Source organism: Caballeronia jiangsuensis, from assembly GCF_046030135.1.
In the GTDB taxonomy this organism is placed as follows: domain Bacteria; phylum Pseudomonadota; class Gammaproteobacteria; order Burkholderiales; family Burkholderiaceae; genus Caballeronia; species Caballeronia jiangsuensis.
The window spans coordinates 57,865-83,326 of sequence record NZ_JAQQDB010000021.1 but is presented as its reverse complement, the minus strand read 5'-3'; the positions used below and the strand labels follow the sequence as shown (position 1 = coordinate 83,326).

The following is a 25,462-nucleotide window of genomic DNA, read 5'->3' as shown; positions in this document are numbered from 1 at the left end:
GCTTACCCCTTTGTTACACAATTTGCGCCTACGACCGAGTTGCCGTAGTTGTACTTCGCGACGATGTTGCTGAAGAGCTTCGGATCGACGGTCGAGAAGTAGCGCACGGCAACCTTCTCGCTCGGGCGCGCGACGCCGGTGTAGACGTCCATGCTCAATGCCTCGGGCGCGTTTCTGACTTGCTTGAGCCACGCGTCGAAGTCGGCGTTGGACATGGCCAGCGCGCGGAACTTCATGTCGGAGAAGCCTTTGCCGCTGTAGTTCGCCGAAATGCCCGCGTAGTCGCCCGCGTGATCGGTCAGGAGGTGCAGCTTCGTCTGCATGCCGGCCATTGCGTAGATCTGGCCGCCGAGTTCCGGGATGAAGAACGAGTTCATCACCGAATCCGACGTGATGCGGAAGTTCACCGGCGTGCCCACCGGAAACGCGAGCTGGTTCACCGACGCCACGCCCAGATCCGGATAGATGAACAGCCACTTCCAGTCGAGCGCCACGACTTCGACGTTGATCGGCTTGACGCTGGATTCCAGCGGCTTGTACGGATCGAGTTCGTGCGTGGATTTCCACGTGAGGATGCCGAGGTACAGGATGATGATCGCGGGGATGATCCAGACCACGACTTCGATGGCCGTGGAGTGCGCCCACTTCGGCGCGTAGGTGGCGTTCTTGTTGGACGCCCGATAGCGCCATGCGATGAACAGGGTGAGCAGAATCACCGGAACCACGACCAGAAGCATGGTGTAAGTCGCGGTGGCGATCAGCGAGGATTCCGCTGCGCCGATCACGCCTTTCGACTCCAAAACCTCCAGCTTGCATCCCGAAAGACCGACACTGGCTATCAGCCCCGATAACAATGGCACTGCTAAACGTTGGGTATTTTCATTCATTGCATTCGCTGGTTTCTATGATCGAAGCGTCCCGGGGAGAACGCCACTGCACGGCTTTGCGCCGCGTCAAGATCATGCCACGCGGGATTTTTCGCGATGGCCCGAATGTTTGGAAAATTGTTTCAGATCAAGCTGATGCGACAGGGTGTCGCGCGCGATATGACTCTTCGGGAGTGACCCGAAAGGGCAGGAGAGTCTACAACGAATGGTTGACGTCGCGGGTGTCATAAAAGGTGGCTCGGCGCGGGTCAAATCATGTCGCAAAGATGAAAATGATCGTCCGGCGCGGGCCCCATCGGCACGCGCCGATTTCCAGAAGGCATCAGACAATATGAAGAAGAAAATCTCGATTCTCGCCGCCAGCTTGCTGGCACCTGTATTCGCCCACGCCGCGTGTTCCGATTTCATGCAGACATGGGTCGACAAATTGCATCACGGGCGAACGCTCGATTCGCGCCTTGCCGTTTGCAAGGAATGGCCGACCAACCCGGATCTCACGCTCGCCGTATTGCCGCTGAAGCAGAAAGGCGATAGCGACGACGAAGGCATCGACGATGTGGAGGTTCTCGTGGCAGACAGCGCTTCCGGCTCGGTGATCGCGCACGTCTACGAGCCGAACGCGATTACTTTCGACGCTGTTCGGGTGGACGGCATCGAACTCGATACGGCGCGGTATCAACTGAAGCCGGGAAATCGCGCGTTCGGCGTGCGGGTCGATTACTCCGGCTCGTCGCGCGTGAATCCCTTTGGCTCGACGTCGCTGAATCTTTATACGATCGAAGGTCAGACATTGCGCAAGCTTGTCGACCGGCTGGCTATGTCGAACTACAGCGGCGAGAACGACGGAGCGTGTGACGGCTATCTCGATTCCACGACCCGGACGATCGATATCGGTCCTGCGGGCCGCGAGGGATACGCGGCTCTGAAAATCGCTGAAAAGTCGACCCACACAGTGAACAAAATGGTCGGCCAAACCTGCACTGACAGGGACTCGCCGGCGCTGCGCAAGAACTTCACATTGGAATACAACAACGGACATTACATCGTTCCGAAGGCGCTGCGACAGGACTAGAAAAGGCGCGATGCGCATTCCACGCGCGGGCTTCGCAAACGACGTGAAGCTCAAACCCGCTAACCCATCCGAACTACGCCGCACTGACTAGCGGCACGACGTCGCCGCATCCGCATGGCGGATAGGCGTCTCGCGCGACGTTCCTTACCCTTGTCGATAAAGCAGCAACGACAAGGGAAGGACGATGAGCGTCGTCGACACACACTTCGAATCCAAAGCATCGACCGACATGCGAGCCTGGCGCGTGCTCGGCGCCAGCACGTTCGCATTCACGATCTGCTTCGCCGTCTGGATGGCCTTCGCCATCCTCGGCATTCCCCTCAAAAAGCAGTTGCATCTCACCGATACCGAGTTCGGCCTCATCGCCGCGACGCCCGTGCTCACCGGCTCGCTGTTGCGCGTGCCGCTCGGCATCTGGACCGACCGCTTCGGCGGCCGCCCCGTGTTCTTCTGCACGATGGCCGTCACCGTCATACCGATCTGGCTGACCGGCTACGCCACCGAACTGTGGCAATTCCTCGTGCTCGGTTTGTTCGTCGGCATCGCGGGAGCGTCGTTTTCCGTGGGCACGCCGTATGTCGCGCGCTGGTTCCCGAAGTCGCGCCAAGGCTTCGCGATGGGCATCTTCGGCGCGGGCAACTCGGGCGCCGCGCTCACCAAGTTCGTCGCGCCCGTGCTGATTCTCGCGGCGGGCACGTGGACCATCGTGCCGAAGGTCTATTCCATCGCGATGCTCGTCACCGCGCTGATCTTCTGGTTCGTGTCGACGTCGAACCCCGCGCATCGCAGCGCCGGCGCGCCCGGCCTCGCCGCGCAGATGGCCGTGCTGAAAGACCGTCGCGTGCTGCGTTACGCGCAGTACTACTCGGTCGTGTTCGGCGGCTATGTCGGCCTCGCGTTGTGGATGCCGCAGTACTACGTGAATCAGTACGGCTTCGGCATCGAACATGCCGCGTTTCTCGCCGCCTGCTTCTCGCTTCCAGGCGGCATGCTGCGCGCGCTCGGCGGCTGGATGTCCGACCGCTTCGGCGCGTATCGCACCACATGGATCGTCATGTGGATCGCGCTCGCGTGCTTCTTCCTGCTGAGCTATCCAGTCACGGACTTCGTCGTCCACGCGAAGGACGGTCCGCGCACGTTCCACATCGAGACGGGACCGGTCGCGTACACCGCGCTGATGTTCGTCGTCGGCGTTGCGATGGCAATCGGCAAGGCGTCGGTATTCAAGTTCGTCTCGGATGAGTTCTCCGCGAACATCGGCGCGGTGTCGGGCGTCGTCGGACTCGTGGGCGGTCTCGCCGGTTTCCTGTTGCCGATTCTTTTCGGCGCGCTCGTCGATCTCACCGGCGTGCGCACCACCTGTTTCATGCTGATGTTCGGCGCGACCGCCGTCAGTCTCATCTGCATGCACTTCACGTTTCAACCCAAACACTAGTCATGTCATCAAGATACCTGCTCACTCGATGGGAGCCCGAGAACGCCGCCTTCTGGCGCGAAACGGGAGAATCGGTTGCCCGCCGCAACCTCTGGATTTCGATTCCCGCACTGGCGCTGGCCTTTACGGTGTGGTCGCTGTGGAGCGTGGTGGTCGTCAGTCTCGACAAGGGCGGCTTTCACTTCACGAAGGACCAGTTGTTCTGGCTCACCGCGCTGCCCGCACTATCGGGCGCGACGCTGCGCATTTTCTATTCGTTCCTCGTGCCGATCTTCGGCGGCCGCCGCTTCACGGCGTTCTCCACGGCAAGTCTGCTGATTCCGGCGATCGGCATGGGCGTCGCGCTACGCGACCCATCGACAAGCTATTCGACGCTGCTCGTGCTCGCGCTTTTGTGCGGCCTCGGCGGCGCGAATTTCAGTTCGTCGATGGCGAACATCAGCTTCTTCTTTCCCAAAGCTAAGAAGGGGTTCGCGACTGGCATGAACGCGGGCATCGGAAATCTCGGTGTGTCGGTCGTGCAGTTCGTGACGCCGCTCGTCATTTCCGCAAGCGTGTTCGGCACGCTCGCCGGCGAAACCCAGACCTATGTCTCGAACGGCGTCGAGCACAGCATCTGGCTGCAGAACGCGGGTTTCATCTGGGTGCCGTTCATCGTGATCTCGGCGTTCGCGGCGTGGTTCGGGATGAACGATATCGCGGACGCGAAGGCATCGTTCGCGGAACAGGCCGTCATCTTCAGGCGCAAGCACAACTGGCTCATGTGCCTGCTCTATATCGGCACGTTCGGCTCGTTCATCGGCTTCTCGGCGGGCCTCGCGCTGCTGACGAAAGCGGAGTTTCCGTCGATCAACCCGACGGCCTACGCGTTCCTCGGGCCGCTCGCGGGCGCGCTGACGCGTCCTGTCGGCGGCTGGATCTCCGACCGCCTCGGCGGCGCGCGCGTCACATTGTGGACCTTCATCGCGATGATCGCCGCGGTCTTCGGCGTGATGGCGTTTCTCCCGCACGACGGCTCCGACGGCAGCTTCGCGGGCTTCCTCGCCATGTTCATCGCACTGTTCGCGCTGACGGGAATCGGCAACGGCTCGACGTTCCGCATGATCCCCGTGATTTTCCTCACGCAGAAGCAGCGCGAAGCCGAAGGCAAGACCGAAGCGATCAGGAAGCAGGCGCTGCACGAAGCGGGCAAGGAATCGGCAGCGGTGCTGGGATTCGCGGGCGCAATAGGCGCGTACGGCGGCTTCTTCATCCCGCGCAGCTTCGGCACATCGATGAGCATGACCGGCTCGCCCGACGCCGCGCTCTGGTGCTTCATCGCGTTCTACGCGGTGTGCGCGGTGGTCACCTGGGTCTGCTATGCGCGCCGCAACGCGGACATGCCGTGCTGAGCTAGTCCGAAAGGCGTAGACGCGCTAGTCCTCATGACGCGTATCGATCGCTCCTTTCGGGGAATGGGCGCGCGGGCATCGCGTCTCTACACTCGAATCAATGTATTCGTGGCGGCGCATGGCCGCTACGCCCGGAGAAACGGATGAGTCACTTTCTGGATCGGCTGAAGTTCATGTCGCGCGTCAAGTCCACGTTCGCGAACGGACATGGCGCGGTCGTGAACGAAGACCGCAAGTGGGAAAACGCCTACCGCAGCCGCTGGCAGCACGACAAGATCGTGCGCTCCACGCACGGCGTGAACTGCACGGGCTCCTGCTCGTGGAAGGTCTATGTCAAGAACGGTCTGATCACGTGGGAAACGCAGCAGACCGACTATCCGCGCACGCGTCCCGATCTTCCCAATCACGAACCGCGCGGCTGTCCGCGCGGCGCATCGTATAGCTGGTACGTGTATTCCGCGCAGCGCGTGAAGCATCCGATGATTCGCGGCCGTCTCATCGAGATGTGGCGCGAGGCGCGCAAGACGCTGGATCCAGTGGCGGCGTGGGCATCGATCTGCGAGAACCCGGAGAAGGCGAAGCGCTACAAGAGCGTGCGCGGCCTCGGCGGCTTCGTGCGCGCGGACTGGGACACGGCGAGCGAGATCATCGCGGCGGCGAATGCCTACACAATCGGCAAGTACGGTCCGGATCGCGTGATTGGTTTTTCGCCGATTCCCGCGATGTCGATGGTTTCCTACGCCGCCGGCGCGCGCTATCTGAGCCTGATCGGCGGCGCGTGCCTGTCCTTCTACGACTGGTACTGCGACTTGCCGCCGGCATCGCCGCAAATCTGGGGCGAGCAGACCGACGTGCCCGAATCCGCCGACTGGTACAACTCCACGTACCTGATGGTGTGGGGCTCCAACGTGCCGCAAACGCGCACGCCGGACGCGCACTTTTACACGGAAGTGCGCTACAAAGGCACGAAGACGGTCGCGGTGTCGTCGGATTACGGTGAAATGGTGAAGTTCGGCGACATCTGGCTTGCGCCGAAGCAGGGCACCGACGCCGCGCTCGCCATGGCGATGGGCCATGTCGTGCTGAAGGAGTTTCACGCTACAGCCAAGTCCGCGTACTTCCGCGATTACGTGAAGCGCTATACCGACATGCCGATGCTCGTCGTGCTGCGCGAACACGAAGGCACGCTCGTGCCCGACCATTTCCTGCGCGCGTCCCAACTGCAGAACGATCTCGACGAGGCGAACAACCCGCAGTGGAAGACGCTCGTCATCGACGAGAGGAGCGGCAGGATCGTCGCGCCGAACGGCACGATCGGCTTTCGCTGGGGCGAGCCGAATCACAACGACGGCGCGAAGGTCGGGCGCTGGAATCTCGAACAGAAGGATGGCGGCTCGGGCCGCGATATCGATCCGCGCTTGTCGCTCGTCGGCGCGAACGACGAAGTGGCGGACGTGAGTTTCCCGTACTTCGGCGCGGAACATGACGCGTTGCTGGCGCGCCGCTTGCCCGTGAAGCGCATCGTGCTCGCGGATGGCGCGAGCGCTCGCGTCGCGACCGTGTACGACTTGCAGTTGGCGAACTACGGCGTGGACCAGGGTCTGGGCGGCGCGAACGTCGCCACGTCCTACGATGACGACGTTCCCTACACGCCCGCATGGCAGGAGAAGCACACCACCGTGCCGCGTCATCTCGTGATTCAGGTGGCACGCGAGTTCGCGGATAACGCGGACCGCACGCAGGGCAAGAGCATGGTGATCGTCGGCGCGGCGCTGAATCACTGGTATCACAACGACATGATCTATCGCGGCATCATCAATCTGCTGATGATGTGCGGCTGTATCGGCAAGAGCGGCGGCGGCTGGGCGCATTACGTGGGCCAGGAAAAGCTGCGTCCGCAATTCGGCTGGGCGCCGCTCGCATTCGCGCTCGACTGGTCGCGCCCGCCGCGCCAGATGAACGGCACGTCGTTCTTCTACAACCATACGAGCCAGTGGCGTCACGAGAAAGTGGCCGTGGACGAGATTCTCGGGCCGACCGCCGACAAGTCGCGCTACGAGAAGCTCTCGATGCTCGACATGAATGCGAAGTCGGAACGCATGGGCTGGCTGCCGTCGGCGCCGCAGCTCGGTGCGAATCCGCTCGATATCGTCGATGCCGCGAAGCGCGCGGGCCGCGATCCGATCGAATACACGGTGGAACAACTGAAGTCGGGCGCGCTCGGCTTCGCTTGCGACGATCCCGACAATCCGGCGAACTTTCCGCGCAACATGTTCGTGTGGCGTTCGAACATTCTCGGCAGTTCGGGCAAAGGGCACGAATACTTCCTGAAGTATCTGCTCGGCACGCAGAACGCGCTGTTCGCCGATGAAGCCGATGCGATCAAGCCAGGCGAAGTGAATGTGCGCGACGCCGCCGAAGGCAAGCTCGATCTCCTGACCGTGCTCGATTTCCGTATGAGCACGACGTGCCTGTATGGCGACATCGTGCTGCCGAGCGCGACGTTCTACGAGAAGAACGACCTGAACACATCGGACATGCACCCGTTCATTCATCCGTTGTCGGAGGCGGTGCAGCCGTTGTGGGAAAGCAAGAGCGACTGGGAAATCTACAAGGCGATCGCAAAGAAGTTCGCGGAGATCGGCGGCAAGCATCTCGGCACGCGCACCGATCTCGTGTGCACGCCGCTCATGCACGACACGCCGGGCGAACTCGGGCAGGCGTTCGAGCCGAAGGACTGGCGTCATGGCGAATGCGATCTGATTCCCGGCAAGACCGCACCGTCGATGACGCTCGTCGAACGCGACTACAACGCGATCTACGACAAGTTCACGTCGGTTGGACCGCTGCTTGCGAAACTCGGCAACGGCGGCAAGGGCATCAACTGGAATACGGCGCATGAGGTGAACGAACTCGCGTCGCTGTCCGGCGAGAAAGAAGGGCGTCCGCGTCTCGACACCGCAATCGATGCCGCCGAGATGATCCTCACGTTCGCGCCCGAAACGAACGGTCATGTCGCGGTGAAAGCGTGGGAAGCCCTTTCGAAGATCACCGGACGCGATCACTCGCACCTCGCGCTCGGCCGCGAGCACGACAAGATCCGCTTCCGTGACGTCCAGGCCCAGCCGCGCAAGATCATTTCGGCACCGACCTGGTCCGGGCTCGAATCGGAGGAAGTCAGCTACAACGCAGGCTACACGAACGTGCACGAGCTGATCCCTTGGCGCACGCTTACCGGCCGGCAGCAGTTTTATCAGGATCATCGCTGGATGCTGGATTTCGGCGAAGGTTCGTGCGTCTACAAACCCGCGATCGATACCAAGACCATTTCGCCGATGCTCGGTGCGAAGCCCAACGGCGAACATGAACTCGTGCTGAACTGGATCACGCCGCACCAGAAGTGGGGCATCCACTCGACGTACACGGACAACCTGCGCATGCACACGCTGTCGCGCGGCGGTCCGCACGTGTGGGTGTCGGAAGCCGAAGCGAAGGAAGCCGGGTTGAAGGACAACGACTGGGTCGAAGTGTTCAACGTGAACGGCACGCTGACGGCGCGCGTCGTCGTGAGCCAGCGCGTGCCGCGCGGCATGTGCCTCATGTATCACGCGCAGGAGAAGATCATCAACGTGCCGGGCGCGGAGACGAGCGGCATGCGCGGCGGCATCCATAACTCGGTGACGCGCACGGTGCTCAAACCGACGCACATGATCGGCGGATACGCGCAGCAGGCCTACGGCTTCAACTACTACGGCACCGTGGGCAGCAATCGCGACGAATACGTCATCGTGCGCAAGATGAAGAAAGTCGACTGGCTCGAAGGCCCGCTCATGGAAGGAGCAGCATCATGAAGATCCGCGCGCAGGTCGCGATGGTCCTGAATCTGGACAAGTGCATCGGCTGCCATACCTGCTCGGTCACATGCAAGAACGTGTGGACGTCGCGCGATGGCGTCGAGTATGCGTGGTTCAACAACGTCGAGACGAAGCCGGGCATCGGCTATCCGAAGCAGTGGGAGCGCCAGGAGAAATGGAACGGCGGCTGGATTCGCAAGAGCGATGGCCGCATCGAATTGCGTCAGGGGCCGAAGCTGAAAGTGCTCGCGAACCTCTTCGCGAACCCGAATCTCCCGGCCATCGACGACTATTACGAGCCGTTCACCTTCGACTACGAGCGTCTGCAGAACGCGCCGCTTTCCCAGACGCCGCCCACGGCGCGCCCCGTGTCCGCGATCACCGGCAAGAAGATGGACAAGATCCATTGGGGGCCGAACTGGGAAGACGATCTCGGCGGCGAATTCGAATCGCGCGGCCGCGATGCGCTTTTCGAAAACGTGCAGAAGGAGATGTACTCGACGTTCGAAAACACCTTCATGATGTACCTGCCGCGCCTGTGCGAGCACTGTCTGAACCCGGCGTGCGTGGCGTCGTGTCCGTCGGGCTCGGTGTACAAGCGCGAGGACGACGGCATCGTGCTCGTGGATCAGGACAAATGCCGTGGCTGGCGCATGTGCGTGTCCGGCTGTCCGTACAAGAAGATGTACTTCAACTGGAAGTCGGGCAAGGCGGAGAAGTGCGTGTTCTGCTATCCGCGCATCGAAGCGGGCGAGCCGACTGTGTGCTCGGAAACGTGCGTGGGACGCATCCGCTATCTCGGCGTGATGCTGTACGACGCGGACCGCATCGCCGAAGCGGCATCGGTTCAAGAGACGACGGACCTCTATCAGTCGCAGCTCGACCTCTTCCTCGATCCGCACGATCCGCAAGTCCAGGCCGAAGCGGCGCGCCAGGGCATCGCGCAAAGCTGGCTCGACGCGGCGAAGCGCTCGCCGGTTTATCGCATGGCGTGCGAGTGGAAGGTGGCGTTCCCGCTGCATCCCGAGTACCGCACCTTGCCGATGGTCTGGTACGTGCCTCCGCTTTCGCCGATTCAATCCGCGGCCGACGCCGGCCACATGGGGATGAACGGCGTGATTCCCGATGTAAAAAGCCTGCGCATTCCGATGCGCTATCTGGCGAATCTGCTCACCGCGGGCGATGAAGCGCCGATCGTCGCCGCGCTCGATCGCATGCTCGCGATGCGCGTCTACAAGCGGGCGCAGAACGTGAACAACGTGAACGACGCCGCCGTGCTGAGCGATGTAGGCCTCACGGCATCGCAAGTGGAAGAGATGTACCAGCTGATGGCGATCGCCAATTACGAGGACCGTTTCGTGGTGCCCTCATCGCACAAGGAAATGGCGCATGACAGCTTCGACGAAAAAGGCAGTTGCGGCTTTTCATTCGGCAATTGCGGCTCGCCGGGCGCGTCTGACGGATCGCTCTTCGGATCGCGAACGCATGGCGAAGTGAGCTACGCGGCGTTGCCGAAGTCCCGCAGGAAGGCGCTGGCGGACGGTTGATCAAGGAACACACGATGTCGCTCTATCCCATTCTTTCCGCGCTGCTCGATTATCCCGAGCCTGCGCTTCTGGACGCGCTGCCAGAGATCGAAGCCGCGCTGCACGACTGGCCGCAGGCGCAGGCGCGGCTCGCGCCGCTCATCGCGTCGCTGAAGCTGCCGCTCATCGAAGTGCAGCAGAACTACGTCGCTACGTTCGATCGCAATCCGTCGCATTCGCTGCATCTCTTCGAGCATGTGCACGGCGAAAGTCGCGATCGCGGTCAGGCGATGGTCGATCTGCTCGACGAGTATCGCGGTCTCGGCCTCGATATCGCATCGAACGAATTGCCGGATTACGTGCCGCTCTTCCTCGATGTGCTCGGCGCGATCGAACCGGCTCGCGCTCAGTCATTGCTCGATGACGCGATTCATGTGCTCGATGCGGTCGGGGAGCGTCTCGCACGCGACCGAAGCCCTTATGCGGCCGTGTTCGCCGTCTTGCGCGAGCTTGCCACTATCGAGCCGCGCCCGCTCGCGCAGCCGCCCGTGCGCGACATGGACGAGATGCTCGAAACCTTCGGGCCGGGTCCGGACGGCGTCGAGCCGCTGCTGGCACCGCACACGCGACAGGACACGCAAACCATTCGCTTTCATCCGCGCGGCGCAACGATGGCCGATGCGGGTGCACCCATCGCAAAGGACACACGATGAACATGTTCAACGCCTTCGTGTTCGGCATCTATCCGTATATCGCCGCCAGCATCTTCCTGTTCGGCAGCCTCGTGCGCTTCGAGCGCGAGCAATACACGTGGAAGGCGGACAGCACGCAGTTTGTCGAACGCGGCAACCTCAGGCTCGGCAATATTCTGTTTCACATCGGCATTCTGGGACTGTTCTTCGGTCACCTCGTCGGCTTGCTCACGCCGGTCGCGGCGTGGGATGCGCTCGGCATCGAGCACAGCGTCAAGCAGATGGTCGCAATGGTAGCCGGCGGCGTGATGGGCACGATGTGTCTTGCCGGGCTGCTGATCCTGCTGCATCGCCGCCTCGCGAGCGCGCGCCTTTCGGCAATCACGAAGATCGGCGACCGCGTGCTGCTGCTGTGGATTCTCATCACGCTGCTACTCGGGCTTTCGACGATCGGTGTGTCGGCCGGTCACATGGATGGCTCGATGATGGTGCGCCTCATGACCTGGGCGCAGCATATCGTCACGTTCAGAGCCGATGCCGCGCGCTATGTCGCAGATGCGCCGCTGCTCTTCCGCGTACATTTGTTCATGGGCATGAGCCTGTTCGTGATCTTCCCGTTCACGCGGCTCGTGCACGTCTGGAGCGGCTTCGCTTCGCTCGGCTATCTCGGACGGGCGTGGCAACTCGTCCGCAGCCGCTGAATCCGTCAACGGAGAAGCATGTCCCTGCCGTCGTTTCGCGATCGTCTGACCACACGCATCGTCACGCTGTCGATGGTGTCGCTCGTCCTCGTGCTCGCGATGATCGGCGGGACGCTCTGGCTATCGTGGCAACTGCAGGGCGCGGGCGCTGCGATCAACGACGCGGGCAGCCTGCGCATGCGTGCGAACGCCTTGGCGATTGCTCTGCTGAAGCGCCCGGAGACGTCGCAGGTGATGTTGCAGTTCCAGATCGAACAGATGAACTCGACGTTCGATCGCCTGCGCAAAGGTGATCCGGAGCGCCCGCTCTTTCTTCCCGACGACGCCGACGTGCGCCGCCAGTTCGATCATGTCGCGAATGTGTGGCGCACGCAGCTCGAACCCGATGTGCGCAAAGGCATGGCTGCCGAACCGCAGGCGGTATCGCGCTATCTGCTTGAATTGCGTGCCTTTGTCACGGGGGCGGACGAACTCGTCGGCCTGATCGAGCGGGAGAATGCGCGCAAGACCGCGTGGCGGCGCACGTCGCAGAGGGCGCTCGCAGCAATGGCGTGCCTGGGCACCGCGGCGATCGCTTACCTGCTCTATCTATGGATCGTCGTGCCCGTGCAGCGCTTGCAGGAGGGGCTCGCGCGCATCGAAGGACGCGAGTTCGACGCGCGTTTGCCCGTCGAAACGCAAGACGAGTTCGGGCATCTTGCGGCAGGCTTCAACCGTATGGCCGCGGAATTGCAGATGCTCTATCGCGATCTCGCGGGCCGCGTCGACGCGAAGACCGCCGAACTCGCCGCGCAGAACCGCGAGTTGACGGCGCTCTATGAAATGGCGGCATTCCTGAATCAATCGAATGACGTCGACGCGCTGTGCCGGGGCTTTCTCGCGCGCCTCACGCGCCAGTTCGAGGCGGACGGCGCGGCCGTTCGCCTCGTCACCGAGGACGGTCAGGTGCGTTTGATCGGTTCGGAAGGGCTGCCCGACGCGTTGCTTGAGGATGAACGCTGCCTCGCCGCCGATGGCTGTGTCTGCGACGAACGGCCTTGCCGGCGCGCGGGCTTTGCGAGCGTGGCGGCGTTCAACATTGTGTCGCAAGGCGAAAAGCTCGGTGCGTTCTCGCTGCATTTCCGTGGCGAGCGCATCATCCCGGCGTCGGAAGCTCAATTGCTCGAAACGCTCGGCGCACACTTTGGGACGGCGCTCAAGAGCAGGCGGATCGCGGCGCTCGCGCGGCAGCTCGCGGTGTCAGAGGAGCGCAATCTGGTCGCGCAAGGCCTGCACGACAGCATCGCGCAGAGTCTCAACTTTCTGAAGATGCAGGTGCATCTGCTCGACGCCGCGACGCGCGAAGCACGCATGGACGAGATTCGCGAGATCGTGCCCTTGCTCGCGGGCGGTGTTGCCGAAAGCTACGTCGACGTGCGCGAGCTTCTGATGAATTTCCGCACGAAGCTCGGCAGCGGTGAACTCAGGCGCGCAGTGGATGAATCGATCGAACGTTTCGGCGTGCAGACGGGCATCGTGCCATTACTCGACTACCGCGAGCAAGGCGGTTTGCCCTTGCCGCCGGATCAGCAACTGCAGGTGCTTTTCATTCTGCAGGAAGCGCTCTCCAACATTCGCAAACACGCGAAGGCGCGACACGTTAGCGTGACAATCGTCAATGCTTGCGACTTCAGCCTCCTTGTCGAGGACGATGGTCAGGGCTACGATCCAGAAGAGATGGCCGTCCTGGGCGAGACGCATGTCGGCTTTCACATCATGCGCGAGCGTGCGCAAAGGCTCGGCGCCACGCTTCGGTTGACTAGCGCGCCTGGACACGGCGCACGCGTCGAACTCGTCTTGCCGGTTCCGGCGCGTCAGACCGCCTGAACAGGGTCTCGCGCGCTGGTTTCGAGAGCTGCTTCGAGTTGTGTCATGACCATCCGCATTCTGTTGATCGACGACCACACGCTGTTCCGCTCAGGCGTTCACGCCATCTTGCAGCGGCAATCCGATTTCAAAGTCGTCGGCGAAGCAGCCGATGGACTCGAAGGGCTGAAGCGCGCGAAGCAGTTTCTTCCGGACGTGATTCTGCTCGATCTCCACATGCCCGGACTCTCGGGGCTCGAAACACTGAAGCTGCTCGTGCAGGACGTGCCGCAAACCGCGGTCGTCATCCTGACCGTTTCAGAGGATCTCGATGAACTCTCGCTCGCATTGCGCGATGGCGCGTGCGGCTATCTGCTCAAGAGCATCGAAACCGACACGCTCGCCAGCGCGATCCGCAAGGCGGCAGCGGGTCATCCGGTCATCGCCGACGACATGACGGCGAAACTCGTCGCCAGCATGCGCGCACCGAAGAACGCGCCGGCTCCGCCGCCTGTCGCCACGGCCGATCCACTCACCACACGTGAGCGCGACATCATGCGCGAACTGGCGCGCGGTGCGAGCAACAAGGAGATTGCACGTTCGCTGATGCTCGCGGAGAGCACGGTGAAGATCCACGTGCGCAACATCCTGCGCAAGCTGAATTTGACGAGCCGCGTGCAGGTCGCGATCTACGCGGTCGGGCAGGATGCGGCGCCAGCGACGGAAGCCGCCTGAATCTTCACCGACATGTACCGAAGCGCGCATCACATCGAGCCGTACAACATGAATTCTTACCGAACCGAGTTGCCCATGACCTCTCACGCTCACCCTTTCGCGCCGCTCACGATTCGCGGCCGCACTCTGTTGCCGATCGTGCAGGGCGGTATGGGCGTCGGCATTTCCGCGCATCGGCTGGCGGGCAGCGTGGCGCGTGAAGGCGCGCTCGGCACCATCGCGAGCATCGACTTGCGTCATCATCACGATGACTTGCTCGCGATGTGCCGTGAAGACCAGACACGTCCGACACTCGAACGCGCGAACCTGATCGCGCTCGCACGCGAGATCAAGGCGGCGCGCGCGTTGTCGGAAGGGCGCGGCATGATCGCCGTCAACGTGATGAAGGCCGTGAGCGCGCATGCGGACTACGTGCGCGTCGCGTGCGATGAGGGCGCCGATGCGATCGTCATGGGCGCGGGCCTTCCGCTCGACTTGCCGGACCTCACGCAGGGCTGCGATATCGCGCTGGTCCCGATCCTCTCGGACAGCCGCGGCGTGACGCTCGTTCTCAAGAAGTGGATGAAGAAAGGCCGCTTGCCCGACGCCATCGTTATCGAGCATCCGGCGCATGCCGGCGGGCATCTTGGCGTCAGCGACGTCGCGGACATGCACGACGAGCGCTTCGGTTTCGAGCGCGTGCTGAGGGAACTCGACGCGTCGTTCGCATCGCTCGGGCTGAAGCGCGAGGACGTGCCGGTGATCGTCGCGGGCGGCATCAACAGTCATGAAGCCGTTCGCAAGTGGCTCGCGGCCGGCGCGAACGGAGTGCAGATCGGCACTCCGTTCGCCGTCACCGAAGAGGGCGATGCGCATCCCGAGTTCAAGCGCGTGCTGGTCGAGGCGACGCCGGACGATATCGTCGAATTCGTGAGTGTGACCGGCCTTCCCGCGCGCGCCGTGAAGACGCCGTGGCTCATGCGCTATCTGCGCAACGAGGAACGGATCCGTACGAAGATCGGCGCGCGCAAGCAGACGTGTCCGTCGGCGCTCGAATGCCTGAGCGCGTGCGGGCTGCGCGACGGCATCGAGAAGTTCGGTCACTTCTGCATCGATACGCGCCTTGCGGCAGCATTGCGCGGCGATGTCGGCAACGGCCTGTTCTTCCGGGGACGCGAGAAACTGCCGTTCGGCGCGGCGATCCGGAGCGTGCGCGATCTGATCGAACTGCTGTTGACCGGCGCGACGAAAGTTGCGCCGGCGGCATGTTGAATACCGAAGGGCCGTGATCGAAGGAGCATCAACGCGATGTCGAAGCGCTTTCCGCTCAACCCGCAACATCCCGAGCGCAATTGCTGGGGCTGCGATCACTATTGCGCGACGGACGCGCTGCGCTGCGGTAACGGTTCGAGCCGCACGCAGCATCCGGCCGAACTGCTCGGCGAAGACTGGTACGAGCACGGCGAGTGGAATCTCGATGTCGCGGAAAATGCCAGGTCGATTCAACCGGGCGCCGCGCGGTCGAAATGAGCGGCGGGCGCACGCGCGCGCCACCGCTTGCTTATAAAGGAATGCGCGCGGTGAAGCGTGTTCCGTCTGTGATAGACGAGCACACTTCGAGCGTCCCGCCATGTGCTTTGACGATCTGTTGGCAGATGTAAAGACCCAAACCCAGTCCTCCGCCCGGTGCGCTGGTCTTGGGCCGCCAGTAAGGTTCGAATACCCTCGGCAGCAACTGCGGTGGAATCGGCTCGCCAGCATTGGATACCGAGAGTACGAGCATCCCTTCTTCGACGATGGCGCGCACGACGACCGGTGCGTCCGGGGACCCGTGCGTCAGGGCGTTCGCGAGCAGATTGGACATGAGCTGCTGAAGACGAGCGATGTCGCATCGAGCCGGCCCGCTCAAGGAGATGGAGCAATCCACCACTCTCGACGGATACGCCATGCAAAGTTCGTCGACGACCGCTCGCAGATGCACACCGAGCTCGCTTTCGTCGTTCAGTGCGATCGCCATTCCGGAGCCCATGCGACCGCGCGCAAAGTCCATCACGTCATCGATGAGCCGCGCCATTCTCGATGCCGTGCGCTTCAAACGATGTCCCATCGCTGCAATGTCGGGTTCCGCTTCACGGCGGCTCAATAGCTCGGCCGTTGCGCTGACGGCCGACAGCGGGTTGCGCAAGTCGTGACCCAGAACCGCGATGAATTGCTCGCGCAACGTGGCGGTTTCCCGTTCCCGAAGCAGTTGCGATTCGGTTGACCATTGCCTCTGTTCGCTGTCCAGCTGCATGCCGATAAGGTTGGCGAAGACCTCGAACATGCGAACGATCTTCGGGTCTGAAACGGCCGCCGGGCTTGCATCGATCGCACACAGGTTTCCGAAATACTCGCCGTCTGGCAGGACGATCGGGACGGAGATATAGCTCCTCAGACCGTAAATCGCTGGCGTATGGTGAGCTCGATACTTCTCGCTCTCGCTGAAGTCGTCGATGACGATCGCCAGTCGTGCCGCGCGGGATTCGAAGCAAAGCGTGGTGTGAAGTTGTAGTTGTCCGCCCGGCTTGAGGCCGAATCCGACTTTGTCGAGGACCGCGCAGGCCGTCCAGGTTGCATCGGTCACGCGCGCGACGGCGGCAAAGCCCATCCCGGTCTCTTCGCAAATCATCTTCAGCATCGAAGGGACAGCGCCGATACGGGCTACCGCGCCGATATCTCGCGCGAGTGCCTCACCTGAATCCACTGCGTTGACTATGTTTTGCATGGTGCTGCACACGCGTCCAGGTTGGGGCATCGACAAAATCAGTCGGAAAATCCGGGGCCTCGGGCCGACGCCCGCAAAATACTCCCGATCTTCGCGACGAGATCAGCGTACTACATCAAATAACGGCATGGTTCCTGCTATCGAAGTTTAAAGGCGAAATGCTACTTGTACGGTGCAGATGGGGGGAGACAAGAATGAAGAAAGTAAAAATCGACCTCTTGCGTCCCACTCAGGTGACGCACGGTTTGCGAGAGATACTCGACAAAACGAAAACCTACGAGTCGCTGACGGGTCACGATCTGGACATGGCCATCGCTGAAAAGCCGGTTCCTGTCGTGCTCGGTCCGGACGGCGCCCCGTTCGCAATCGACCATCACCACGTTGCAAGCGCGTTGTGGCGCGCCGGAATAAAGAGCGTTCCGTTCGTTCTGGTCTGTGATTTGTCGTCGCTCACCAGGGCCGATTTCTGGTTGACCATGGAGAACAACCGCTGGGCTTATCCCTACGACGCGCAGGGCCGGCGCGTCGCATTCGCCGACTTTCGGGACCATGTGTGGGAACTGATCGACGATGATTTTCGGAGTCTGTCGGCGGCCGTGCGCGACGCGGGCGGATATGAAAAGACGACGGTTCCGCTCGAAGAATTCCGCTGGTCCGATTTCCTGCGACGCCATTTGCCCCCGCCCGAAAGCGACGCCGAATACGATGCGCTGGTCAAAAAAGGAGTGAAACTCGCGAAGACGAAAGTCGCGCTTGGACTTCCGGGATATCTCGGCCCGGCAGACTGAGTGACCCTTCTATGGCGACTGCCGAAACCCGGTCACGCTCGCATTATTGGAGGACCCGATGAACATCCTCATCGCGATATTCGGAGAGGGCAGGGATCTCGATGCCTTCCAGATGGCTGCCAGGACAGTCGTCGTCTTTTTCGCGGCGCTCGTTTTCATTCGTATTTCGGGCCGACGCTCCTTCGGACAACGCTCTCCCTTCGATTACGTGGTCGCGATACTCCTCGGCGCCACGTTGAGTCGCGTTATTGTCGGCGCTTCGCCAGCGGTGCCGACGATGCTCGCTTCGTTAGTCATGGTGCTGATACATCGGGCGCTCGCGTGGGCTTGCCTTCGTTCGCCCCGGCTGGAGTCGCTCGTGGTCGGCGTGGAAAGGGAAGTCTATAAGGATGGCCGGTTCAACGAAGACCAGATGTCGGCGGCACTCATCACAAGAACCGATGTATTCGAGACCGCGCGACAAGAACTTCACACGCTCGATCTCGACGACGTGCATTCGGCCATACTCGAACGCAACGGGCAGGTTAGTCTCGTCCGCAAGAAGATGAAGCGCGACCACTGATCCGGCTGCTTAAGTCGGCGCAAACACCACTGCCCCGGCTTCGTCGATGTATGTAAAGCTTCGAAAAAAACGGTACTTCTGATCGCCGACAGTTATCCAGTTCAAACCCACGTGAGTCGTCGATTCGAGCAGTTCTTCCGCCATTGCCGCCGAGATCGTGCCGTGGGGAGTCAATCTGGCGTCCTCGTCGCCCGGATTACCAATGTAGACCGCAAAAAGCTCCGGACCGCGGCGCATCATGACCACGCATTTGCCCTTTTCCAGAGAGACTTCCAGATACGCGGCCAGCGTTTTCAATGACTCGGGCGTATGGCCGGCCGGGCCGGACGCCAGTTCTGAAGCGGTGTCCATTTCGCTGTCTCTATCAAAAGATGTGGGTCCGGCATCGAAAGCTTACTCCTCCGCAGCCTCGAATCGACAGGCTTATCGCGCGGAGCGTATCGGATTGTTCGTCTGCGTCGGCTTGTCTGTTCAGGCCGCAATACTTTTTCCCGCGCGGAGGCCCGCTTAAAGTGGTCGGCTTCTTCCAGGATTTCTCATCATGCAAATCGATACACCTGCAACTTCAGCGTCGTTGCATGGCGGTAGCACATCGTTGCGCCAGTGGCTGTCCGTGGTCGCTGTCGCCGTCAGCGCATTCGCCTTCGTCACGGCCGAGTTCCTGCCGGTCGGACTGTTGAGTCAGATTGCGCACGACCTCGGCGTCAAACCCGGCGTTGCCGGCCTGATGGTCACGACGCCGGGGATCATGGCCGCGATATTCGCACCAGCGTTGATTGCCGGTGCCGGACGTATGGACCGCCGTTTTGTATTTCTGTTGCTGACGGCGGTACTTCTGGTTTCCAACGTATTGTGCGCAATCGCGACGAGTTTCCCGGTCCTGCTCGCCGGACGCGCGTTGCTCGGCGCCGCGCTGGGCGGATTCTGGACGCTCGCGACGGCCGCCGCACCGCGACTCGTCGAACCGAAGGACGCCGCGAAGGCCACGGCGACCATTCTGACTGGCGTCACCTTCGCGACGGTTATCGGCGTGCCGCTCGGTACGTTCATCGCATCGTTCGCATCCTGGCGGGCGTCGTTCGCCGCCACGGCAGGGCTCGTGGCGCTCGCTCTCGTCGCACAGGCGCTTCTCGTGCCCTCGCTGCCGTCGGCATCGGCGCTGCGCATCGGCGATTTCAGGACGCTGCTTCGCCGTCCCGAGACCCGGTGGAGTTTGCTGATGGTCGCGCTCGTCTTCGGCGCGCATTTCTCGACATACACGTATATCGCGCCGCTCCTGGAGCAGGACTTCTCCATCAGCGCGATCACGTTGCTGCTGTTCGGATTCGGGCTGGTCGGATTCTTTTCGAACGCGCTGATGTCGATGGCGGTCGCGAACCATCTGAAAAAGTCCGTCGCCGCGATGATCGTGCTCCTGCTCGCCGCGATCGCGTCGATGCTACTTCTGGACCATTCGATCATCGGCGAAGCAGCCGGGATGCTGCTCTGGGGCGTGGCCTTCGGCGCGCTGCCGCTATGTTTCAGCGTATGGATTCAGCGCGGCACGGCGGACCTGCCTGAAGCGGGCTCTGCGATGTTCGTCAGCATCATTCAGGTCGCGATTGCCGTGGGTTCCGCGCTCGGCGGTTCAATTGTCGATCATGCCGGCGTGCGCGCTGACTTCACGCTGGGATGCGGGCTCGCGGTGCTCGGACTGATGACACTGAGCCGCCTTGCCGCGCTGGAACGGCCGGCTCGCGGATCGGATTTCGTCGGCGAGTGCGAACCATCGGCGGATTGACGTATGGCGTCGGCTTTGCCGGCGTCAGAGTCGACGAGCGCCGCCGCTGCTTCCTTGCGGCCGCGTCATGACTACGATTCCCAGGCCGGAGACGATCGTTCCGACAAGCATCGGCCAGGAAAGCGGCTCTCCGAACAGTGCCCACGCCCATACGAAAGTGACTGAAGGGCTCAAAAACAGCACGCTCGATACGCGCGCGGGCGACGAACGCCGCAAACATACCCAGTACAGGCCGTAACCGCCGATCGTCGAGATGGCCGCCGTCCAGCCGACGCTGGCTGCGAAACCGATTGTCGCGATCGGTCTCACGCTGCCTTGCGACATTTGCAGGCAGGCGAACATGAGACACGACACGACGCAGTGTATCCAGAGGGTAGGCAAGAGGCTCAGCGAGCCCGCGCGAGATGCGCTCCGTTGTTGCCAGATGCTGGCCACGGCGAGCGACATCATGCCCGCGACCGGCAACGCGTACGCCCAAAGAGGCGCGGAGCCAAGCGTCAACGCGTCGCGACTGACCACGAGTACGCCGGCCATCCCGAGCGCCATGCCGGCCCACGTCCGGCCCGAGATCCGCTCCCTGAGAAATATGGACGAAATGGCGACCGTTCCGACCGGCAGAAGATTTGCGATCAGAGCGGAAAGACCGGCCGATACGCCGAGTTCGATTCCCTTCGCAACGCCCGCGATATAGCCAGTCAACGCGAACAAGCCAATTGCGGCCTGTCGCAGCAATAAGCCTGCGGGCGCGTTGATGATCTCTCGCGCCACGAACGGAAGCAGGCAGACTGAAAGCACGGCGCAACGCCACAGCACCACGAGAAAGACCGGTGCGTAGTCCGTGGAAAACCGCATCCCGACGAAACCCGAACTCCACGCGATGACCATCAGCGCTTCCAGCGCAGGCAAAGGCACGCGCAGCGCCTCGATGGCAGGCGAATGAGCGGCGAGGCAAGGTCGAGAAGCTTTTGTCATGCATCCAGCCTAATACCCGTGCGACGATTCGAAAATCAAAATATATTGATGAGGTCGTTCAATCTGGCTGAACCATCATGGAATCCATCCTCGATATCGAACTCCTGCGCACCTTTCATGCGGTGGCGCGGCTCGGCAAGTTTCGTTCGGCGGCCGAGCATGTTCACAGAAGCCCGGCTGCGGTCAGCATCCATATCCAGCGTCTCGAAGCGATCGCTGGCGGCAGGCTGCTCGAACGGGACAATCAGTCCGTCACGCTGACGGCGCTCGGCAAAAGGCTGCTCGCGGGCACGAGCGAGCTGTTGAGCGCGCATGACCGCGTGCTGCAGGATATTCAGGGAAAAACGCTCGCGGGACGCGTCGTTCTGGGCGTGCCGGACGAGTACGCAACGCACGTCGTCCGGGATATTCTTCCGGGCTTCGCGGCAAGCTGGCCCAACGTGGTGCTGGAAGTGAAAACCGCACCGAGCCTCAAGCTTCGGGACTGGGTGACGCGCGGCAAGCTCGACGTGGCGTTACTGGTTCAGCCCGTCAAGGCGAGCAGACCCGCGGATGTCCTGACCCTGACCACGCCGGTCTGGGTCGGAAGTTCGACCTTCGTTGTGAACGAGGACCGTCCGCTTCCGCTGGCGTTGTACGGCGAGCCTTGCCCCTATCGCGTGGCGATGACAGACGCGCTCGAACGTGCCGGGCGCAAATGGCGTGTCGTGCTCGATAGCGCGTCGAGCCAGGTCATCAAAGCCTGCGTCGAGTCGGGGCTTGCGGTCACGCTGCTCGACCGCGCACGCGTCAGCAACGATATGAGCGTGCTGGACACGCTCCCGCGAATCGGCGACCACGAAGTCGTCCTGATGCGCGACGGCGCCGGTCGCGGAAGCGAAGCGATTGACGTGCTTATCGCCGCCATCAAGGCAAACTTCAGACTGTGAGGCGCGCTGCCTTCCAGCCCGGTCGGTCACCCGGCGGCAAGCGCCGCGCGTATGCGCTGAGCGAGAGCTTCGAGTTGAGCATCGTCGGCGCGCTCGCGTCCATGAGCCTTGAGCGGAACGTCGCCCCAGCGCGGAATGATATGAACGTGGATGTGCTCCACCGTCTGGCCCGCCGCCGCGCCGTTGAACTGCGCGATCAACATACCGTCCGGTTTCAATGCTTCACGCACCGCCGCTGCCACGCGTTTGACGGTACGCATGCAGGCGGCGAGTCCTTCATCGGAAACGTCGTGGATATTGGCGGCCGGCTCTTTCGGAATCACGAGCACATGCCCCTCGGATTGCGGCATGACGTCCATGAACGCAAGCGTGTTCTCCGTCTCGCATACCTTGATGCACGGCGCGTCGCCCCGCAAAATCCGGGCGAAGATGTTCTCCGGGTCATAGCTCATGGTCGTTTCCCTGTGACGTGATCAACGCATCTCATGATACTTCGTGATGGCGTTCGCTCTCGCGTGCGGCATCGATATGAGCGGCATCGCTTTCCAGAATCCGCGGCACGACCTCCTTGATGAACTCGACGAAGGTCTTGACCTTCGCATTCAGATACTGCCGCGACGGATAGAGCGCGTGCAGCGTGAGCGCCTGTAACCGATATTCCGGCAGCACGCGCACCAGCGCGCCGCTTGCGAGCAGCTTGCTCGCGGTCGACATCGGCAGCGCGCCGATGCCCATGCCCTCGCGCAGCGCCACCGCCAGCGCGCCCGCGACATTCACGCCGAAGTTCGTCTTCGCAAGCGCGAAGGTCTCGGTGCCGTTCGGGCCTTCGAAGGTCCAGACGTCGCGCGGAAAGATCGGCGAAACGAGTTGATGGCACGGATGGCGCGACAGCTCCGCGAGCGTACGCGGCGCGCCATGTTCGCGCAGATACGCCGGCGACGCGCACAGCACGCTATGCACCGTGCCGAGCCGTTGCGCGACGAGACTCGAATCCGGCAACTCGGCGATGCTCGCCTGCACGGTGAGATCGTAGCCTTCGTCGATGATATCGGGCATGTGCTGCGACAACGTCAGATCGATGGACACGGCCGGATGACGTTGCCGATACCGCACGATGGCAGGCACGACATACGACTGCCCGAGGCTCGTCGATGCATGAATGCGCAAGTGCCCGGAAGGGCGCAACTGCGCATCGGCGGCTTCGGCTTCGGCCACGTCGACGCACGCGAGAATCTGCTCGCAGCGCTGCAGGTAGCGCCGGCCCGCTTCGGTGAGGATCACGCGCCGCGTGCTGCGATGAAGAAGCCGCGTGTTCAGACGCGCTTCCAGCGTGGCGATGGCGCGCGAGGTCGCGGCCGTCGATATGTTCATGCGCTGCGCGGCGGCGGTGAAACTGCCTTCTTCGGCGACGCGGGCAAACATCCGCATGCTGCTGAGTGTGTCCACTTTCTTTTGCTCTGAGACGTATCAATCGATTTGCTTCTGCCATGCCGCGATCGCACTCGCGCACAGCGCGACGCCGATGATGTAGTAGAAGCCATCCATCGAACTGAGGAAGTTCGCCTGCTGCGTGACGATCCGGCCGATCTCGACGAGCGCGAGGCTCTTCGCTTCGGACGCGCCGTGGCCCATGCGCTCGAACGCGCCGAGCAGGCTCTGATACACGCTCTGAAACGTCGGGTCATACACGTTGACGGTTTCGACGAGCCGCGTCTGATGCAGCGCGACGCGATGCTGTTCGAGAATGATGATGGTCGCCGTCGAGAACGAATACGTCAGTTGCTTGACGATGTTCTTGAAGCGATAGCCGTGGCTGTACTCGTCGATCGCGAACACACGGAACGTCAGGTTCGCGACCGGCAGCGCGATGAAGAGCAGCAGCAATCCGCGCAGGACCATCGGCGCGATGAGCCACGGCATGGAGACGTCGGGCGGCATGTTGATCATCCATGTGCCGATGAACGCGGCCATCAGAAAGCCGGTCATGATCAGCCACTTCTTGTGCCTGATGCGCGACGAGAAGCGGAAGTAGACGATGGCCATCGCGAGCGAGACCATCGACGTGAAGCCGACGAGCCGCCCCGCGTTTTCGACCGGATAGCCGAGCCCGCCTTCGAGCAGGCGTGAAACGAGAAAGCTCATCGCGTTGTTGATGTAATAGAACGCGATGTACAGCACGATGCCCACCTGAAACGTCTTCTCGCGCAGCGCATGCAGCCGCAACAGCGGTTTCGGATGATGCCACTGATGCCACACGAACCACGCGAGCGACAGCAGCCCGGCGACGGTCAGCACGATCAGCTCGGGCGACGTGCTGAAAAGCTCGAATCGCACTTGCTGCATGACGATCTGCAGCGCGCCCTGCGCGAACGCGAAGATGATGTACGGCCAGAAGTGCGCCTCGCCGCGCTCCTCCGGATGCACCCGGCCCGTCGATGGCACGGCGACGAACGCCAGCACGCCGAGCGCGACGCCCGCGAACGCGGTGCACGAGAACAGCGCGCGCCACCCGAGCGACGCGACCAGATAGCCGCCGCACAAGGGCGCGAGCGCGGAGCCGAGCAGGATCATGTTGAGAAAGCGGCGCGTCGCGGCGGGGCGTGTCTGCCGCGTAAAGCGCGTCTGAATGAGGATGCGCGCGGCGCTCATCATCGGGCCGATGAAGTAGCCCTGAAAGCCGCGTGCGAACGCCAGCTCGATGGCCGATTCGGACAACGTCGCCGCCACCGCGCCCGCCGCGAACAGAAACAGGCATCCCGCGATATAGCGCCGGTTGCCGAGCCGCTCGATCCACCATTGCTGCTGCAGGATGCCGAGCACGGACGCCACCGCATACGCGCTCGATGCCCAGACGAGCTCATCGGACGATGCATTGATGCCGCCCGCGATATAGCTCGTGAAGAACGCGAAGACGGAGTTGTCGAAGTAATCGAGGCCTGTTGCGAGCGCGATGGCCCACGGAAACAGATCGCCGAGCACACGCTCCGCGATCGGCTTCGGATGCCGATACGACGCTTCGGTCATTCGTCGGCGTCCCCGGCGCTCTGCGCCTTGCGCGGCTTGCGCGCGGCCAGGCGCTCGCGCAGCAGCACTTCCTTGCTTTCGCCCGCGATTCTGCGCCGCAAATAGTCGAGGTCGCTGGCGAGTTCGCTGCGCACCGCCTGCGCTTCCTTCAATTCGCGGCGCACGGCCGCGATGCGCGCATCGACCGATTCGATCTGCTGCGACAGCGCCTGTTCGATCTCCCGCAACGACGAAGCCGAATAGCCGCTGCCGCCTTCGCTTTGCGTTTCCATCGGCCGCTTCAGCATCTCGACGATGCCCTGCAGCGAGAACCCTAGCGAACGCAGCCGCAGGATGCGCGCGAACAGTTCCAGGTCCTGCTCGCTGTAGAGCCGGTAACGGCCTTCGCTGCGAGACGGCGTGACGAGGCCGCGCTCCTCGTAGTACTTGAGCGTGCGCGGCGTGACTTGCAGGCGCTCGGCGGCGTCGCGGATGGTGAGGAACGCGGGCTTGGTTTCGGACATGACGGCATCGAAAGTGCGGTGTC

The 25,462-nt window shown here is 62.4% G+C and carries 23 protein-coding genes; 15 read left to right on the top strand and 8 right to left on the bottom strand.

Annotation, left to right across the window (positions count from 1 at the left end):
- Positions 1–2: 2 nt before the first annotated feature.
- Positions 3–887 (bottom strand): ubiquinol oxidase subunit II, encoded by an 885-nt coding sequence (cyoA, locus tag PQR08_RS22200; RefSeq protein ID WP_035502202.1) that lies wholly within the window; start codon positions 885–887, stop codon positions 3–5.
- 205 nt (positions 888–1,092) lie between these two features.
- On the opposite strand from cyoA, the gene PQR08_RS22195 reads away from it, so the two are divergent.
- The 11 genes from PQR08_RS22195 (at position 1,093) to PQR08_RS22145 (ending at position 15,647) form a co-directional block, all read left to right on the top strand.
- Positions 1,093–1,959: a PA3715 family protein gene (locus PQR08_RS22195; protein WP_250485772.1), complete on the top strand. Its 867-nt coding sequence runs from the start codon at positions 1,093–1,095 to the stop codon at positions 1,957–1,959.
- A 184-nt stretch (positions 1,960–2,143) separates the two neighbouring features.
- Complete coding sequence (locus PQR08_RS22190) at positions 2,144–3,394, top strand: MFS transporter (RefSeq protein WP_250485773.1); 1,251 nt, start codon at positions 2,144–2,146, stop codon at positions 3,392–3,394.
- A 2-nt stretch (positions 3,395–3,396) separates the two neighbouring features.
- Positions 3,397–4,785, top strand: a complete 1,389-nt coding sequence (locus PQR08_RS22185) for a NarK family nitrate/nitrite MFS transporter (protein ID WP_250485774.1) — start codon at positions 3,397–3,399, stop codon at positions 4,783–4,785.
- 143 nt (positions 4,786–4,928) lie between these two features.
- Positions 4,929–8,636: a nitrate reductase subunit alpha gene (locus PQR08_RS22180; RefSeq protein ID WP_250485775.1), complete on the top strand. Its 3,708-nt coding sequence runs from the start codon at positions 4,929–4,931 to the stop codon at positions 8,634–8,636.
- Complete coding sequence (gene narH, locus PQR08_RS22175) at positions 8,633–10,186, top strand: nitrate reductase subunit beta (protein WP_250485776.1); 1,554 nt, start codon at positions 8,633–8,635, stop codon at positions 10,184–10,186. Before PQR08_RS22180 ends, narH begins: the two co-directional genes overlap by 4 nt.
- Before the next feature lie 14 nt (positions 10,187–10,200).
- On the top strand, positions 10,201–10,878 hold the full coding sequence (gene narJ / locus PQR08_RS22170; protein WP_408162315.1) for a nitrate reductase molybdenum cofactor assembly chaperone: 678 nt from the start codon (positions 10,201–10,203) through the stop codon (positions 10,876–10,878).
- Positions 10,875–11,558, top strand: a complete 684-nt coding sequence (gene narI / locus PQR08_RS22165) for a respiratory nitrate reductase subunit gamma (protein WP_250485778.1) — start codon at positions 10,875–10,877, stop codon at positions 11,556–11,558. Before narJ ends, narI begins: the two co-directional genes overlap by 4 nt.
- An 18-nt stretch (positions 11,559–11,576) precedes the next feature.
- Positions 11,577–13,424, top strand: a complete 1,848-nt coding sequence (locus tag PQR08_RS22160; protein ID WP_408162312.1) for a type IV pili methyl-accepting chemotaxis transducer N-terminal domain-containing protein — start codon at positions 11,577–11,579, stop codon at positions 13,422–13,424.
- Between the two features lie 45 nt (positions 13,425–13,469).
- On the top strand, positions 13,470–14,138 hold the full coding sequence (locus PQR08_RS22155) for a response regulator (protein WP_250485780.1): 669 nt from the start codon (positions 13,470–13,472) through the stop codon (positions 14,136–14,138).
- Positions 14,139–14,213: 75 nt separating this feature from the next.
- Positions 14,214–15,389, top strand: a complete 1,176-nt coding sequence (locus PQR08_RS22150; protein ID WP_250485781.1) for an NAD(P)H-dependent flavin oxidoreductase — start codon at positions 14,214–14,216, stop codon at positions 15,387–15,389.
- Positions 15,390–15,425: 36 nt separating this feature from the next.
- Positions 15,426–15,647 (top strand): DUF3079 domain-containing protein, encoded by a 222-nt coding sequence (locus PQR08_RS22145; protein WP_035502180.1) that lies wholly within the window; start codon positions 15,426–15,428, stop codon positions 15,645–15,647.
- A 31-nt stretch (positions 15,648–15,678) separates the two neighbouring features.
- Here PQR08_RS22145 and PQR08_RS22140 read toward each other — a convergent pair whose 3' ends face one another.
- Positions 15,679–16,881: a GAF domain-containing sensor histidine kinase gene (locus tag PQR08_RS22140; protein WP_250485782.1), complete on the bottom strand. Its 1,203-nt coding sequence runs from the start codon at positions 16,879–16,881 to the stop codon at positions 15,679–15,681.
- A gap of 194 nt (positions 16,882–17,075) precedes the next feature.
- Here PQR08_RS22140 and PQR08_RS22135 point away from each other — a divergent pair, with 194 nt between their 5' ends.
- Both PQR08_RS22135 and PQR08_RS22130 read left to right on the top strand, forming a co-directional pair.
- Positions 17,076–17,669 (top strand): ParB-like protein, encoded by a 594-nt coding sequence (locus PQR08_RS22135; protein WP_187608448.1) that lies wholly within the window; start codon positions 17,076–17,078, stop codon positions 17,667–17,669.
- A 58-nt stretch (positions 17,670–17,727) separates the two neighbouring features.
- Positions 17,728–18,231, top strand: coding sequence for a DUF421 domain-containing protein (locus tag PQR08_RS22130; protein ID WP_187608447.1), 504 nt, complete (start codon positions 17,728–17,730; stop codon positions 18,229–18,231).
- Positions 18,232–18,240: 9 nt separating this feature from the next.
- Here PQR08_RS22130 and PQR08_RS22125 read toward each other — a convergent pair whose 3' ends face one another.
- Positions 18,241–18,582: a hypothetical protein gene (locus PQR08_RS22125; RefSeq protein ID WP_238210696.1), complete on the bottom strand. Its 342-nt coding sequence runs from the start codon at positions 18,580–18,582 to the stop codon at positions 18,241–18,243.
- Between the two features lie 190 nt (positions 18,583–18,772).
- Here PQR08_RS22125 and PQR08_RS22120 point away from each other — a divergent pair, with 190 nt between their 5' ends.
- Entirely contained in the window at positions 18,773–20,011 is a 1,239-nt protein-coding gene (locus PQR08_RS22120; protein WP_238289715.1) for an MFS transporter, read from the top strand.
- A gap of 24 nt (positions 20,012–20,035) precedes the next feature.
- On the opposite strand, the gene PQR08_RS22115 is transcribed toward PQR08_RS22120, so the two are convergent.
- Entirely contained in the window at positions 20,036–20,983 is a 948-nt protein-coding gene (locus PQR08_RS22115) for a DMT family transporter (protein ID WP_250485783.1), read from the bottom strand.
- 77 nt (positions 20,984–21,060) lie between these two features.
- On the opposite strand from PQR08_RS22115, the gene PQR08_RS22110 reads away from it, so the two are divergent.
- On the top strand, positions 21,061–21,912 hold the full coding sequence (locus tag PQR08_RS22110; protein ID WP_250485784.1) for a LysR family transcriptional regulator: 852 nt from the start codon (positions 21,061–21,063) through the stop codon (positions 21,910–21,912).
- A gap of 26 nt (positions 21,913–21,938) precedes the next feature.
- Here the strand turns inward: PQR08_RS22110 and PQR08_RS22105 are convergent, their stop codons facing one another.
- From PQR08_RS22105 to PQR08_RS22090, 4 genes are read right to left on the bottom strand one after another with little or no spacing between them, the layout of a single operon-like run.
- Positions 21,939–22,364, bottom strand: coding sequence for an HIT family protein (locus PQR08_RS22105; RefSeq protein WP_250485785.1), 426 nt, complete (start codon positions 22,362–22,364; stop codon positions 21,939–21,941).
- 31 nt (positions 22,365–22,395) lie between these two features.
- Positions 22,396–23,358 (bottom strand): LysR family transcriptional regulator, encoded by a 963-nt coding sequence (locus PQR08_RS22100; protein ID WP_187608442.1) that lies wholly within the window; start codon positions 23,356–23,358, stop codon positions 22,396–22,398.
- Positions 23,359–23,379: 21 nt separating this feature from the next.
- Entirely contained in the window at positions 23,380–24,936 is a 1,557-nt protein-coding gene (locus PQR08_RS22095) for an MFS transporter (RefSeq protein WP_250485786.1), read from the bottom strand.
- Positions 24,933–25,439 carry a MerR family transcriptional regulator gene (locus PQR08_RS22090; RefSeq protein WP_250485787.1) on the bottom strand — a complete coding sequence of 169 codons (507 nt, stop codon included), beginning with the start codon at positions 25,437–25,439 and terminating at the stop codon, positions 24,933–24,935. The genes PQR08_RS22095 and PQR08_RS22090 overlap by 4 nt, the downstream gene beginning before the upstream one ends.
- Between the last annotated feature and the right edge of the window lie 23 nt (positions 25,440–25,462).